We start from the raw sequence: 13,023 nt of genomic DNA, 5'->3' as shown, positions 1-13,023 counted from the left end.
GAACACGGATGCACCGCAGTCACACAGGGTGCGCCTCCACGCCAGGAATGGCTCCGTAGGGCGGTTTCACGCCAGTTCTGCTAGTCTGCCGCGTTCACCATCAGTCAGTGTTGACTGAGGCAAAACTTCACGGCGCCGGGCACATGCAGGACATTCAGGATCAGGGTACCCACGAGGGAAGCGAGCAGGGATATCAGCCGCAGGCGGTGGAAACCGCCGCGCAGGCGTACTGGCGCGAACAGCGCGCCTACGAGGTGAGGGAAGACACCTCGCGGCCCAAGTTCTATTGCCTCTCCATGCTGCCGTACCCGTCCGGCGCGCTGCACATGGGGCACGTACGCAACTACACCATCGGCGACGTGATCAGCCGCTACCAGCGCATGCAAGGCAAGAACGTGCTGCAGCCGATGGGCTGGGATGCGTTCGGCCTGCCGGCCGAGAACGCCGCGATCAAGAACAAGACCGCGCCGGCCAAGTGGACCTACCAGAACATCGAGCACATGCGCGCCCAGCTGCAGCGCATGGGTTTTGCCTACGACTGGACGCGCGAGTTCGCCACCTGCCGTCCCGAGTACTACCGCTGGGAACAGTTGATGTTCACGCGGTTGATGAAGAAGGGCATGGCCTACCGCAAGAACGCGGTGGTGAACTGGGATCCGGTCGACCAGACCGTACTGGCCAACGAGCAGGTGGTCGACGGTCGCGGCTGGCGTTCCGGCGCGCTGGTGGAGAAGCGCGAGATCCCGCAGTGGTTCCTCAAGATCACCGACTACGCGCAGGAATTGCTGGACGGCCTGGACACGCTGCCGGGCTGGCCCGATGCGGTCAAGACCATGCAGCGCAACTGGATCGGTCGCTCCGAAGGCCTGGAAATCCATTTCGACGTGGAAGGCGAGGGCGAGCCGCTTACCGTCTTCACCACGCGTCCCGATACGCTGATGGGCGTCACCTTCGTGTCCATTGCCGGTGAGCATCCGCTGGCGCTCAAGGCGGCGCAGGACAACCCGAAGCTGGCCGCATTCCTCGAAGAGCTCAAGCATGGCGGCGTCTCCGAAGCCGAGCTGGAGACGCAGGAAAAGCGCGGCATGGATACCGGCATCGAAGCCATCCATCCACTCACCGGCGAGAAGATCCCGGTGTTCGTGGCCAACTTCGTGCTGATGGGCTACGGCACCGGCGCGGTGATGGCCGTACCCGGCCACGACCAGCGCGACTGGGAATTTGCCAAGAAGTACGGCTTGCCGATCAAGATGGTGGTGGTCGATCGCGCCGTGCTCGATGCCGTGGCCGAGATCCAGCACGACCTGTCCAAGGGTGTGGGCGCCGATCCGCTTCGCGCGGCACTCGGCGGCGGCAGCGTCGATGCGTACGAAACCTCGGCGGCGGTGCAGCTGATCGAGTCGTTCGAGCAGAGCATCCAGGAAGACAGCGCCTTCACTGAGCGCGGCTACCTGGTGAACTCCGGCGAATTCGATGGCATGGACTACAACCAGGCCTTCGAAGCCATGGCCGCGCGCTTCCAGCGCGAAGGCAAGGGCGCGCGCCGCGTCAACTGGCGCCTGCGCGACTGGGGCGTGAGCCGCCAGCGCTACTGGGGCTGCCCGATTCCCGTCATCTACTGCGCCAAGTGCGATGCCGTGCCGGTGCCGGAAGACCAGCTGCCGGTCGTGCTGCCCGAAGACGTCGCGTTCTCCGGCGTGCAGTCGCCGATCAAGGCCGACCCCGAGTGGCGCAAGACCACCTGCCCGCAGTGCGGCGGCGCGGCCGAGCGTGAAACCGACACGTTCGACACCTTCATGGAATCGAGCTGGTATTACGCGCGCTACACCAGTCCCGGTGCGCAGGATCAGGTCGACGAACGCGCCAATTACTGGCTGCCGGTGGACCAGTACATCGGCGGCATCGAGCACGCCATCCTGCACCTGCTGTATTTCCGCTTCTATCACAAGCTGATGCGTGACGCGGGCCTGGTGCAGGCGAATGAGCCGGCCAACAACCTGCTGTGCCAGGGCATGGTGATCGCCGAGACGTTCTATCGCGACAACGCCGACGGTTCGAAGGACTGGATCAATCCTGCGGACGTCGAAATCGAGCGCGACGAGAAGGCGCGCGTGATCGGCGCGCGTTCGAAGAGCGACGGTGAGCCGGTGAAGATCGGCGGCACCGAAAAGATGTCCAAGTCCAAGAACAACGGCATAGATCCGCAGGCGATGGTGGACAAGTACGGCGCCGACACGGTGCGCCTGTTCTCCATGTTCGCCGCGCCGCCGGAGCAGTCGCTGGAATGGAGCGAGGCCGGTGTCGAGGGCATGGCCCGCTTCCTGCGCCGTTTCTGGCGCGAAGTGACCACGCACGCCTCGCAGCCGGACCACCCCATGATAGGTGGCGCGAACGCAGGTCGCTCCGCTGTGCTTCCCCCGCAAGCGGGGGAAGGTGCCGCAGGCGGAAAGGGGAACGCCGAAGGCGTGGTCGACCCGGCCGCGCTGGACGCTGGCCAGAAGACGCTGCGCCGCCAGGTGCACGAGACCATCCAGAAGGTCAGCGACGACTTCGGTCGCCGCCACTCCTTCAACACCGCCATCGCCTCGCTGATGGAGCTGCTCAACGCGCTCAACAAGTTCAACGACATGAGCGAGCAGGGCCGCGCCGTGCGCCATGAGGCTTTGGAAGCCATGGTGCTGCTGCTCAACCCGGTGGTGCCGCATGTCAGCCATGCGCTGTGGCAGGTGCTGGGCCATGCCTCGTCGGTGCTGGAAGACCAGCCCTGGCCGCAGGTGGACAGCGCTGCGCTGGTACGCGATTCGCTGACCCTGGCCGTTCAGGTCAATGGCAAGCTGCGCGGTACCATCGAGGTCGCCGCCAACGCGTCGAAGGAAGAAGCCGAAGCGCTGGCGCTGGCCCAGCCGAACGTGGCAGCCTTCCTGGAAGGCCAGACCGTGCGCAAGGTCATCGTGGTGCCGGGCAAGATCGTCAACATCGTCGCAGGATGAAATCCATGAGCCGTGTGGTCAAAGCTTCGCTGCTGTTGATGTCCGTTCTTTCCCTGGCAGCGTGCGGATTCCATCTGCGCCAGAGCGTGGCCCTGCCGCCCTCGATGCAGCGGGTCCACATCACGGTCACCGGCGACAACAACCTGCAGCGCGGCCTGGCCCGTGCGCTGGCCAGTTCCGGTGCCACGGTGGAAGACCACGCGGCGCCCGACATTGCGGAACTCAGCGTGCCGGTGGCGGCCTTCACCACGGAAACGCTGACCGTCAGCGGCCAGGCACGCGTGACCGAATACACCGTGCGCTACCAGGTGCAGTTCGAAGTACACGATGGCGCCGGCCAGCCGCTGGTACCGCGCCAGCGCATCGATATGTCGCGTGAGTTCAGCTACGACGCCACCAACACCATCGGCACGTCGGCGCAGGTGGATGCCATCCATGGAAGCCTCAACGACGACATGGTGCAGGCCGTACTGTTCCGCCTGCAGGCCGCCGCGAAGCATCCGGCGCAGACGGCAGAGGCTGCGGCTGCCCAGCAGGCCCAGCCGGCTCCCGCCTCCAGCACGCACTGAACACGCCATGCCGCTCAATGCCGTCCAATGGCAGAAATCGCTGACGGCGGACCATCTGCGGCCGGTGTACCTGCTGGCCGGCGAAGAGCTGCTGGTGCTGGAGGCCGCCGATGCCTTGCGCGCGCAGGCACGCAAGCTCGGTTACGCCGAGCGCGAAGTGCTGGACGTTGGCAGCCATTTCGATTGGGATGACCTTGCGCGCGCGGCGGCCGGCATGTCGCTGTTTGCCACGCGTCGCCTGCTGGACCTGCGTCTTCCCACCGGCCGCCCGGGCACCGAAGGCGCCAAGGCCATTAACGCATTCTGCGCCGACCCACCGCCGGACGTGACGCTGCTGATCACCGCCACCGAGTGGAGCAGCAAGCACGAAGGCGCGTGGACCAGGAACCTCGACGCGGCCGGCGCCCTGGTGGTGTTCAACGCGCCACGTCCCAATGAATGGGCAGCGTGGATCGGCGCGCGCCTCGCTTCGCGAGGCTTGTCCGCCACGCCCGATGCCGCCGCACTGCTGGCCGAACGCGTCGAAGGCAACCTGCTGGCCGCTGCGCAGGAGATCGACAAGCTGGTTGTGCTGCATGGCCAGGGCAAGATCGACGCGGCGGAAATGGAAAACCTGGTCGCCGACAGCGCCCGTTACGACGCATTCAAGCTCACCGATGCCGCCTTTGCAGGCGAAGGCGCGCGCGCGCTGCGCATCCTGCATGGATTGCATGCGGAAGGCGACGAGCTGATCGCGCTGATGGGCTGGCTGGTGAACCAGCTGCAACTTGCGCTGCGCCTTGCCAATGCGCGCGACTTCGCCGCGCAGGCGCGCGCGGAACGCCTGTGGCCCGCGCGCGAACAACTGTTCCGCAAGGCACTGCGCCGTGCACCGCGCGAACACTGGCTGCAGTGCCTCGCCCGCGCCGCGCGCATCGACCGCATGGCCAAGGGCCGCGAGCAGGGCGATCCCTGGCTGGAAGCGGAACGTCTTATCGCCGCCATTGCCGAACCGCGTGCGGCACAGGCGCTGGCATGACGAGGCGGGGCATCTCTTCCTTTTCCTTTTGGACGGCCAAAGGAAATTCCTATGGAAGAGCGGGGCAGGGTGAACTTCCAGGAGATTGCTGCTGGATACTCGCCAAAGCCTCTCAGCGCCGTCATCCCGGCGGAGGCCGGGATTCAGTGCCTGCCGTCATTGCTCACGCCTTGCGATCAAAGTCGCTGGATCCCGGCCTCCGCCGGGATGACGGTGAGGGGCATGGCCATTTCGACCAAACCATGCCGTCCATCTCCTCATTGGGATTCCACCTAACCGCGTTGCACGTGGAGAGGTGAATATAGTGAGCCGTCCCCTCGCCATTTTCGGCGGCACCTTCGACCCCATCCATCTGGGTCATCTCAGCGTGGCCTGGGAAGCGTCCGAGCTGCTCGATGCCGAAGTGCGCCTGATGCCGGCCAGTGTGCCGCCGCATCGTCCTTCGCCGCTGGCGGACGCGGCACAACGCGTGGCCATGTTGAAAGCCGCACTGCAGAAGCAGTCCCGCCTGACGTTGGATACGCGCGAGCTGGAACGCGCCGGCCCGTCCTACACCGTCGACACCCTTTGCGAGCTCAGGAACGAGCAAGGCGACCGATCGCTGGTGCTGCTGCTGGGAGCTGATGCCTTCGCCGGCCTTCCTTCGTGGCATCGCTGGCGTGAGCTCTTCGAGCTCGCCCATATCGGCGTGTTGAGTCGCCCGGGCGTGGAGGTCGTGCTGTCGGCCGAGTTGCAGGGCGAAATCGCAGCGCGTCGCGTCGATAAGGCCGCATCGCTTCACCGGCTTCCAGCCGGCAGGATCATCGAACTATCCGTCACGCCGCTGGAGATTTCCGCCACGCGCATTCGTGAGCTGTTGGCCGAAGGGCGTGATCCGCGTTATCTGCTCCCGTGCGGCCTGTTCGACGATCCGTCGATTCTCGCTCCCTACCGCCAGGCATAAAGCGCCCATTCCCCGACGTAGGAGCGCACCCTGTGCGCGACCGCAGGGTAACGGCATCACCGCTCCGTAGGCTTTTCGCGCACAGGGTGCGCTCCTACAAAAAGCGTGCATTGGCTGACGAGCGCGGCTACCCCGACGTGCGCGGTACGAATCTCAGTGCCACCGAATTCATGCAGTAGCGCAGTCCCGTTGGCGGCGGTCCGTCATCGAACACGTGGCCCAGATGGCTATCGCAACCGGCGCAGGTCACGGCGGTGCGTTCCCAGCCGAAACTGGCGTCGCGCTTTTCGATGACGTTCTTCTTGGCCATGGGTTGCCAGAAACTGGGCCAGCCGGTCCCGGAATCAAATTGCGTGGCCGCATCGAACAGCGCTGTATCGCAGGCGGGGCAGCGATACAGTCCCGGCACCGCGGGCTTTTCATGCGGGCCGCTGAAGGCACGCTCGGTGCCTTCGCGGCGCATCACGTAGTACGCGTCGTCGGATAGTCGCTGGTGCCACTGCGCGTCGTTGAGTACCAGCTTGCGCACGTGGCAGCTGCCAAGATGATGACCGTCGTCGGCGAAGCATTCCAGCAACATGTCGGCGCCGGTGGCCGCGGGCGTTGCCGCCATGGCTTCGCCGGATGAAGAAACGCGTCGCAGGAACGGCGCCCACGTCAGGCCGCCGATGGCTGCCACCGCGCCGCCTGCGAGCGCCGCGCGCAGAAAGCGGCGGCGTTCCAGCATCACGATATCCCGAGTGCGAGACATGGGTGACTCCTGCCCGAAGGGGCGTATGGATCAGCCGAACGTGAAGGCGTAGGCCAGTACGCCCGGATCGAGGAAGGTGATCTCGAACGTGCGCTCACCGGTTCCATCGGCCTGGCGTATCAGTTGGTACAGGCGTTGCGAGGTCACCGTGCCGTTGCCGTCGGCATCGATGTCCATGCCGTGATCGGCCGCGGGCGCCTTGCCGTCGATGGTCACGCGGAAGCGCACCGGCTTGCCGTCAGCAGACGGCCCGAGCACGAGGTGCAGGTCGCGTCCGCGGAAGCGGTACACGATGCGTCCGTTGGCGCTGTCCAGTCGCGCGCTTTCCTCGCGCACGGTCCAGTGGCCATCCAGTGCCCACTGGTTGGCCATCAGCGCCGTGGGCGCGTGGTAGTTCCATGCATCGTCATGCGCCACCTGGCCGCCTGCGAAATTCTCGGCGCGTGCATAGCCCACATAGGTTTCCGGTGAACGCTGCGCGTCGCCGGAACTGGCCGCTTCCGCGCCTCGCGCACCTGGTTGCACGTAGCCGCCGGGCAGGTTCTTCTGGCCCGCCTCGGTGAGCAGCTGGCGAATCACGTCCTCGCTCTGCTCATACTCGCCCTCACCGAAGTGGTGGTGGCGGATGCGGCCCTGCGTGTCAATGAAGTAATGCGCCGGCCAGTACTCGTTGTTGAAGCCCTTCCAGATGGCGTAATCGTTGTCGAGCGCCACGGGATAGTCCACGCCGAGGTCCTTGATCGCCTTGGCCACGTTCTGCGGCTCCTTTTCGAACGCGAACTCCGGCGCATGTACGCCAATCACCACCAGCCCGTGATCCTTGTACTTGTCGGCCCAGCCGCGCACGTAGGGCAACGACCGGATGCAGTTGATGCAGGAATAGGTCCAGAAATCCACCAGCACGACCTTGCCACGCAGCGACGTTGCCGACAGTGGCGCGCTGTTGAACCATTGGGTGGCACCGGCCAACGACGGCAGCTGACCTTCCACCGGCAACGCCTCTCCGGCTTTCACCGCAGGCTGTGGCGCAGGTGCAGGGCGGACGGCATCGACCAGTTTCTGTTCGATGCCGCCCGTGCTCGCCAACGAAACGCGTGTCAGCAAGCCGGTATCGATACCAAGCGCGATCACCGCGACACCCGCAAGCACCAGTGCGCCAAGCGTGCGCCGCACCCATTCGCCCGCGCCGAGCGAGCGCTTCATCAGGGCGAACACCTTGCCGCCGATGAGCAGGGCCAGCGCCAGTGACGTGGCCGCCCCAGCTGCATAGGTGAGCAGCAATAGCGTGGTCTGCACGCTGGCGCCGTTGAGCGCTGCGCCGGTCAATAGCAGGCCGAGGATTGGTCCCGCGCACGGAGCCCACAGCAAACCCGTCGCGACGCCAAGACCCATCGCGGACCAGGGCGAATCGCCGTCACGCTCCGAGCGCTGCGACAGCTTGTTGCCGAGCGCGACGAACGGACGGCTGATCCATTCGGCGAGATGACTGGAGAGCAGGGTGAGCCCAAGCACCGCGAGCACGACCAAGGCGACGATGCGCCCGTACTGGTTCGCGCGGATGGCCCAGCCGCCGCCCACGGCAGCCAGCGTGGCCACCAAGGCAAACGTCAGCGCCATGCCCAGCAGCATGGGCAGGCCGTTGCGCACGAAAGGCCGGTCGGCGCGGGCGAACACGAAGGGCAGCACCGGCAGGATGCATGGACTCAGGATGGTGAGCGCGCCACCGAGGTAGGCCAGGATCAATACGAACATACAGGCTGCATCCATAGGGGGTTCATGGGCTATTCGCTGGCAAGGACACCTCGGTTACCTACCGTCGATGGTGCGCGGCGCAGCCGTCGCCAAAGCATCCTCCTGGGCTGCTCCACTGTCACGCATGGGCTCCGCCAAGAAAAAAAGCCCGGCATATGCCGGGCTTTTCGTCTTCATGAGCGCGAGGTACGTCAGAAGCTTGCGCGAACGCCCAGGGTAAAGGTCTCTGTGCTGTCGTTGTTCACCATGACTCCGGCGCGCACGCCCCAGGTATGGTTGACCGCATACATCAGGCCGAAATCGCCGTACACCTTGCCCGTGACGCCGTGGCCACCGTTGCCGTAGCCCAGGTAGGCATTGCCGATCAGGCGGTCGGTGATATGGCCCATGATGCCGGTCTGGATGGCGCCGACGTCGAAGCGGTTGCTGAAGCCATCGCAGCCATAGCTCGCCATGCAGAAGCGATGGGTGAAGCGATCACGCGTGTACGAGAGCTGCGTGACCCAGTCGGCTCGGTTGCCGATGGCGGTGAAGTAACCGACACCGAGCGACCACGGGTGGTTTTTTGTCTGTTCGGTGAATGTGTAGCCAAGAACCTGCATGCTCTCCTTGTCCCCTCGCAGGTTGCTGTAGCTGCCGAACACCTGGAAGTGGTCCGCGAAACCATAGGAGCCGCTGAGGCTGCCGCCATCGGCGACAAACCCGTGGCCGGACTGGCTCATGTTGGCGTAGTCCAGCTGGACATACGTGTAGCTGATGTCGTTGCTCTGGCTGGCCTGGGCTGCGAGCGGGGCGACGGCGCCGGCGAGCAGCAGGGCCGCGAGGGTCTTTTTCATGGGGCGTTCCTTGCAAGAAGTGGGATGCCCGCGAAGCGGGCGCCGCATTAGGCCAATCGTGGCTGGCGCCATCCATGAGAGTTTTCCGAAACATCGGCCGCTCCCGCCGGAACCAAGGGGTAACCCGGCGATCCGGTCGACCGAATAGTCTTCAGAACCCCGGCCGAATCGCTTACGCCTTGACCCAGACCCGCGCGATGCTTCTAGATAGTGTCCTTCCTGTGTGGGCGAGGACCGATATTCTTGTGAGCGACGCCACCGACAGTGCTAGCGAATCGCCAGAACGTCGGCGTGCGGCCTGGATGGCGGCGGCCCAGGCGGGCGATCGGCGTGCCTACGAGCGCGTGCTGGCCGATTCGGTGCCCTTGATACGGGCCGCCGCGCGTCGTCAGGGCGTGGCCGTGGACCAGGTCGACGACGTGGTACAGGAAACCTTGCTCACGGTGCACCGCGTGCGTCATACCTACGATCCTGCGCGGCCCTACGATGCCTGGCTCTCCGCCCTCGCAAGCCGTCGCGCGATCGACGGCTTGCGCAGCACGGGCCGGCGCGATCGGCGCGAGCTGCATGATGAACAAGCGTTCGACACCGCCACCGATCATCACGACGCCACCGCCGAAACGGAACGCGAGCAGGAGGCCCGTCGGCTGCGCGATGCGATCGCCTTGCTGCCGCCTGGCCAGCGGGAAGCGGTCGAGCGGTTGGGCTTGAAGGAACAGTCGCTGGCCGAGGCGTCGGCGCAAACCGGGCGCCAGCAGGGCGCCCTCAAGGTCAATTTGCACCGCGCGATGAAAGCGCTGCGTGCCCGTTTACACGGAGAACCCTGAGTACCATGTCCGAACCGCGACTCCACGAGTCACTGATCCAGTCGCTGGGCGTGCAGCTCACCCCGGTGCGGCGACTGTTGCCGCCCTGGCTGCGCACGATGGGCTGGCTGCTGGCCGTGGCGGCGATCGCAGCCGTGCTGTTATGGCACTACGGCGCGGCGCACATGCTCAGCCGATGGGCCGCGGAGCCAGACATCGCACTGGCCGGTGCCGGCGCGGTGATCACGGCGATCTGCGCCGCCTGGGTCGCGTTTGCGCTGGGTGTACCCGGCCATTCGGCGCGCTGGGCATGGTTGCCCGTGCCGGGATTGCTGTTGTGGATCGGTGCGAGTGGACTGGGTTGTCTGCGCGACATCGTCGTGCCCGGTGCGCAGGTGGCGGACGTCCACCAGGCCGTCGACTGCCTGACATTCATCCTGAGTTTTTCGGTTCCGTTGTCGGCACTGCTGGTTTGGTTGCTGCGGCGTGCGTGTCCACTGCGCCCCGTGCTCGCGGCCATGATGATTGGCCTCGCCAGCGCGGCGGCATCGGCGGCGCTGCTGGAAATCTGCCATGGCTTCGCGGTGGCGGCGACCGACCTGTTCACCCACGCCGCCGCGGTCGGCATGGTGATCCTGATCAACGCGCTGATGGGCGGGCGATTGTTGCAGCCGGCGCTCAAGTAACTTCCTCGTTGCTCCTGGCGAAGGAAGGCATGCGGCACAAACCGCATCCTTCATTCTTTCAGGAGATTTCCCATGAAGACCGTCCTTTCGTTTGCACTCTTCGCCGCCCTGGCCAGTGCATCCATCGCCTATGCACAGGACGCCATGCAGCCGGCATCCGCGGGCACCGCCATGAAGCAGGACGCCATGAAAAGCAGCGACGCGATGATGAAAAAGGATTCATCCGGCGCCACGAAGCACGACAGCATGAAAAAGCATGACGCCAGCAAGAAAGGTGATGCGATGCAGCACGATGACATGATGAAGAAGGATGGCGGCAGCACCGACGGCGGCGCGATGTCCAGCGGGCATTGATATGGATTGCGCGTCGCAAGAACTAGCGGCGATGCGTATGTGCTGAGCACCGCAGCATTCGCCGCGATGCGCTGGCGGCCTGCCGATATTGACGCTGAACGAGCATGTCGGCGGGCTGCTTTTTGGTGCACGGCGCGGGTATACGCTTGCCGCGCTCCGGTTCGAGTGGCGGGGGAAACGCGGGCCGGAGCGTTGGTTGACGGACCAGGAATGGACCGTTCGCATCGCGCAGGACCACTGATGCGGTATGGCCGGAGCCGCGCTTACAAGGCTCCGGATCGCCAGCGTCGCCCAGGAGGGATGACGATGGCCGTTCCATGGAAGTGCGGCATGGACCGCACGGTTATCCCACCGCTCCAGGAGATACGTACCCATGAAAGTTTCCCGTTACGCCGTACTCGCGCTCGCCACTGCTGTTGCCCTGGGTGTTGCCGTGTCGCCCGTCATGGCGCAGAACACGCCACCGCCGCCGCAGTCGGGACAGGATGCGATGAAGTCCAGTTCCGACGCGATGAAATCGAATTCGGATGCCATGAAATCGAATTCGGATGCCATGAAATCAAACTCCGATGCGATGAAGAGCGACGCCAACAAGAGCACCGAGCACCACAAGAAGCACAAGAAGAATGCAACTGAACCCGCTGCGGCATCGACCAGCGGCCACTGATTCCCCGGTGATCCGCAAGTGCAAGGCTCTCCCGATGGAGAGCCTTGTTTTTTTGCGTGGTGTAATAGACGGCATCGATCCCGTGGAGTAGTGGTCATGCCTTCCGGACTGCTTGATCGGCTGGGAATGTCCCAGCCACTGGTGCTCGCGCCGATGTCCGGCTCCTCGACGCCGGCGCTGGTGTCGGCGGTGTCACGAGCGGGTGGCCTTGGTTCGCACGGCGTGGGCTATCTCGCGCCGCAGGCCATCCTCGATGATGCCGCGAAAATACGTGCACTCACTGATCGCCCCTTCGCGCTCAACCTGTTCGTGCTGCCCGATGAGTTTGACGAGGACGAGGCGGCGATTGATCAAGCGCGCGCGTCGCTCGACGCACTGATGGAACGGGAAGGCCTGGCGGTTCGCACGACGCGACCTGAACGTTGGGCGCCGCGGTTCTCCGATCAATTCGCCGCGTTATGTGAGGCGCGTCCCGCCGTGGCGAGCTTCACTTTCAACCTGCTTACCCCGGAGCAGATGCATGAGCTCAGGCGGCGCGACATCGCCATCGTCGGCAATGCCACCTCGCTGGCGGAGGTGCGTGCCTGGGCCACGCTGGGGCCGGATGCGATCAGCCTGCAGGGCGCGGAGGCGGGCGGTCACCGGGGAACGTTCCTCCACGAGCCTGAGGACGCCATGGTGGGCCTGTTCGCCCTGATCCGGCTGGCGGCGCGCGCCGTGGATATTCCGCTGATCGCCGGTGGCGGCATCATGGACGGCAGGGGCATGGCCGCGGCGGAAATGCTGGGAGCCTCAGTCGCCCAGCTCGGCACGGCGTTTCTGGGCTGCCCGGAATCCGCCGCGGCGGCAGCATGGAAGCAGGACATCCCCGCCACCGAGGACACCCGTGTCGCCACCATCCGCAGTTTCTCCGGTCGCGCGGCCCGCGGGCGGCGCAATACCTATGTGGATGCCCTGGAGGCGCAAGCGGGGCGTTTACCGCCGTATCCGGTGATGAATGCGCTGACGTCGCCCCTACGCAAAGCCGCGGCCGCGGCTGGAAGGGGCGATCTCGTTTCGGAGTGGTGCGGTCAGGCTGCGGGCCTGGCCCGCATCATGCCGGCAGCGGAGTTGGTCGCGATCTTGCTTGAGGAGTACGCCCAGGCTCGCGAAAGCCTTGCTTGACGCGGGCTTCAGGGCAGGGCGGTATACTGGCTCCGCGCCATCCCGCGCATCGATCAAGCATCGAGGCAACCGCACTTGAGTCAGACGTCCCCTCGCAGCACCAAATCCGCCACCACTGCGGTCGTTCGCCAGCAAGTTCTCGACGCGCTGGACGAATTGAAGGCCAAGGACATTCGTGAAATCGACGTCCGCGGCAAGACCTCCATCGCCGATCTGCTGGTTATTGCCTCCGGCACCTCCGCGCGCCACGTGAAATCCATCGCCGACGAAGTCGTCAAGTTCGCCAAGAAGGCGGGCGTGATGCCGCTCGGCGTGGAAGGCGAGCGGGAAGCCGAGTGGGTACTGGTGGACCTGGGAGACGTGATCGTCCACGTCATGCTCCCGCGCATCCGCGAGTTCTACGGCCTGGAGAGGCTGTGGACCGTGGGTGATCGCGAAGTCGACGCCGAAGTCGCCAGCGTGGGTTGATGTTCCACGCTCCGGCGGT

At 65.2% G+C, this 13,023-nt stretch carries 13 protein-coding genes; 10 read left to right on the top strand and 3 right to left on the bottom strand.

Features of this window, described 5'->3' with window-relative positions:
• Window positions 1–143: 143 nt before the first annotated feature.
• From leuS to nadD, 4 genes are all read left to right on the top strand, one after another.
• Complete coding sequence (gene leuS, locus VFG49_RS10855; RefSeq protein ID WP_324860317.1) at window positions 144–2,990, top strand: leucine--tRNA ligase; 2,847 nt, start codon at window positions 144–146, stop codon at window positions 2,988–2,990.
• A gap of 5 nt (window positions 2,991–2,995) precedes the next feature.
• Window positions 2,996–3,559 carry an LPS assembly lipoprotein LptE gene (lptE, locus tag VFG49_RS10850; protein WP_324860315.1) on the top strand — a complete coding sequence of 188 codons (564 nt, stop codon included), beginning with the start codon at window positions 2,996–2,998 and terminating at the stop codon, window positions 3,557–3,559.
• A 7-nt stretch (window positions 3,560–3,566) separates the two neighbouring features.
• Window positions 3,567–4,577, top strand: a complete 1,011-nt coding sequence (gene holA / locus VFG49_RS10845; RefSeq protein ID WP_324860313.1) for a DNA polymerase III subunit delta — start codon at window positions 3,567–3,569, stop codon at window positions 4,575–4,577.
• A 301-nt stretch (window positions 4,578–4,878) separates the two neighbouring features.
• Entirely contained in the window at window positions 4,879–5,520 is a 642-nt protein-coding gene (nadD, locus tag VFG49_RS10840; RefSeq protein ID WP_324860326.1) for a nicotinate-nucleotide adenylyltransferase, read from the top strand.
• A 127-nt stretch (window positions 5,521–5,647) separates the two neighbouring features.
• On the opposite strand, the gene msrB is transcribed toward nadD, so the two are convergent.
• From msrB to VFG49_RS10825, 3 genes are all read right to left on the bottom strand, one after another.
• Window positions 5,648–6,271: a peptide-methionine (R)-S-oxide reductase MsrB gene (gene msrB, locus VFG49_RS10835; RefSeq protein ID WP_324860311.1), complete on the bottom strand. Its 624-nt coding sequence runs from the start codon at window positions 6,269–6,271 to the stop codon at window positions 5,648–5,650.
• 30 nt (window positions 6,272–6,301) lie between these two features.
• Complete coding sequence (locus VFG49_RS10830) at window positions 6,302–8,023, bottom strand: cytochrome c biogenesis protein DipZ (protein ID WP_324860309.1); 1,722 nt, start codon at window positions 8,021–8,023, stop codon at window positions 6,302–6,304.
• Between the two features lie 191 nt (window positions 8,024–8,214).
• A complete protein-coding gene (locus tag VFG49_RS10825) occupies window positions 8,215–8,859 on the bottom strand; it encodes a hypothetical protein (protein ID WP_324860307.1) in 645 nt (214 codons plus the stop codon).
• A 302-nt stretch (window positions 8,860–9,161) separates the two neighbouring features.
• Between VFG49_RS10825 and VFG49_RS10820 the strand changes: the two genes are divergently transcribed.
• The 6 genes from VFG49_RS10820 (at window position 9,162) to rsfS (ending at window position 13,004) form a co-directional block, all read left to right on the top strand.
• The gene (locus VFG49_RS10820; RefSeq protein ID WP_324860324.1) at window positions 9,162–9,686 is read left to right on the top strand and encodes a sigma-70 family RNA polymerase sigma factor; all 525 of its coding nucleotides are present in this window, start codon (window positions 9,162–9,164) and stop codon (window positions 9,684–9,686) included.
• A gap of 5 nt (window positions 9,687–9,691) precedes the next feature.
• Entirely contained in the window at window positions 9,692–10,351 is a 660-nt protein-coding gene (locus VFG49_RS10815) for an NrsF family protein (protein ID WP_324860305.1), read from the top strand.
• 72 nt (window positions 10,352–10,423) lie between these two features.
• Complete coding sequence (locus VFG49_RS10810) at window positions 10,424–10,705, top strand: pentapeptide MXKDX repeat protein (protein WP_324860303.1); 282 nt, start codon at window positions 10,424–10,426, stop codon at window positions 10,703–10,705.
• Between the two features lie 373 nt (window positions 10,706–11,078).
• Complete coding sequence (locus VFG49_RS10805; protein WP_324860302.1) at window positions 11,079–11,372, top strand: hypothetical protein; 294 nt, start codon at window positions 11,079–11,081, stop codon at window positions 11,370–11,372.
• Window positions 11,373–11,468: 96 nt separating this feature from the next.
• Window positions 11,469–12,536, top strand: coding sequence for an NAD(P)H-dependent flavin oxidoreductase (locus VFG49_RS10800; RefSeq protein ID WP_324860322.1), 1,068 nt, complete (start codon window positions 11,469–11,471; stop codon window positions 12,534–12,536).
• 75 nt (window positions 12,537–12,611) lie between these two features.
• On the top strand, window positions 12,612–13,004 hold the full coding sequence (gene rsfS, locus VFG49_RS10795; RefSeq protein ID WP_324860300.1) for a ribosome silencing factor: 393 nt from the start codon (window positions 12,612–12,614) through the stop codon (window positions 13,002–13,004).
• The last annotated feature ends 19 nt before the right edge of the window (window positions 13,005–13,023 follow it).

Source organism: Dyella sp., from assembly GCF_035685885.1.
Classification (GTDB): Bacteria; Pseudomonadota; Gammaproteobacteria; order Xanthomonadales; family Rhodanobacteraceae; genus Dyella.
The sequence above is the reverse complement of the archived record's forward strand: the minus strand, read 5'-3'. Positions and strand labels throughout refer to the sequence as shown.

Bases quoted from the DNA above. Each gene is read 5' to 3' on its own strand.
- VFG49_RS10815 (WP_324860305.1), top strand. From the start codon at position 9,692: ATGTCCGAACCGCGACTCCACGAGTCACTGATCCAGTCGCTGGGCGTG.
- VFG49_RS10830 (WP_324860309.1), bottom strand. From the start codon at position 8,023: ATGTTCGTATTGATCCTGGCCTACCTCGGTGGCGCGCTCACCATCCTG.
- VFG49_RS10825 (WP_324860307.1), bottom strand. From the start codon at position 8,859: ATGAAAAAGACCCTCGCGGCCCTGCTGCTCGCCGGCGCCGTCGCCCCG.
- leuS (WP_324860317.1), top strand. From the start codon at position 144: ATGCAGGACATTCAGGATCAGGGTACCCACGAGGGAAGCGAGCAGGGA.
- holA (WP_324860313.1), top strand. From the start codon at position 3,567: ATGCCGCTCAATGCCGTCCAATGGCAGAAATCGCTGACGGCGGACCAT.
- VFG49_RS10800 (WP_324860322.1), top strand. From the start codon at position 11,469: ATGCCTTCCGGACTGCTTGATCGGCTGGGAATGTCCCAGCCACTGGTG.
- VFG49_RS10810 (WP_324860303.1), top strand. From the start codon at position 10,424: ATGAAGACCGTCCTTTCGTTTGCACTCTTCGCCGCCCTGGCCAGTGCA.
- msrB (WP_324860311.1), bottom strand. From the start codon at position 6,271: ATGTCTCGCACTCGGGATATCGTGATGCTGGAACGCCGCCGCTTTCTG.
- lptE (WP_324860315.1), top strand. From the start codon at position 2,996: ATGAGCCGTGTGGTCAAAGCTTCGCTGCTGTTGATGTCCGTTCTTTCC.
- VFG49_RS10820 (WP_324860324.1), top strand. From the start codon at position 9,162: ATGGCGGCGGCCCAGGCGGGCGATCGGCGTGCCTACGAGCGCGTGCTG.
- VFG49_RS10805 (WP_324860302.1), top strand. From the start codon at position 11,079: ATGAAAGTTTCCCGTTACGCCGTACTCGCGCTCGCCACTGCTGTTGCC.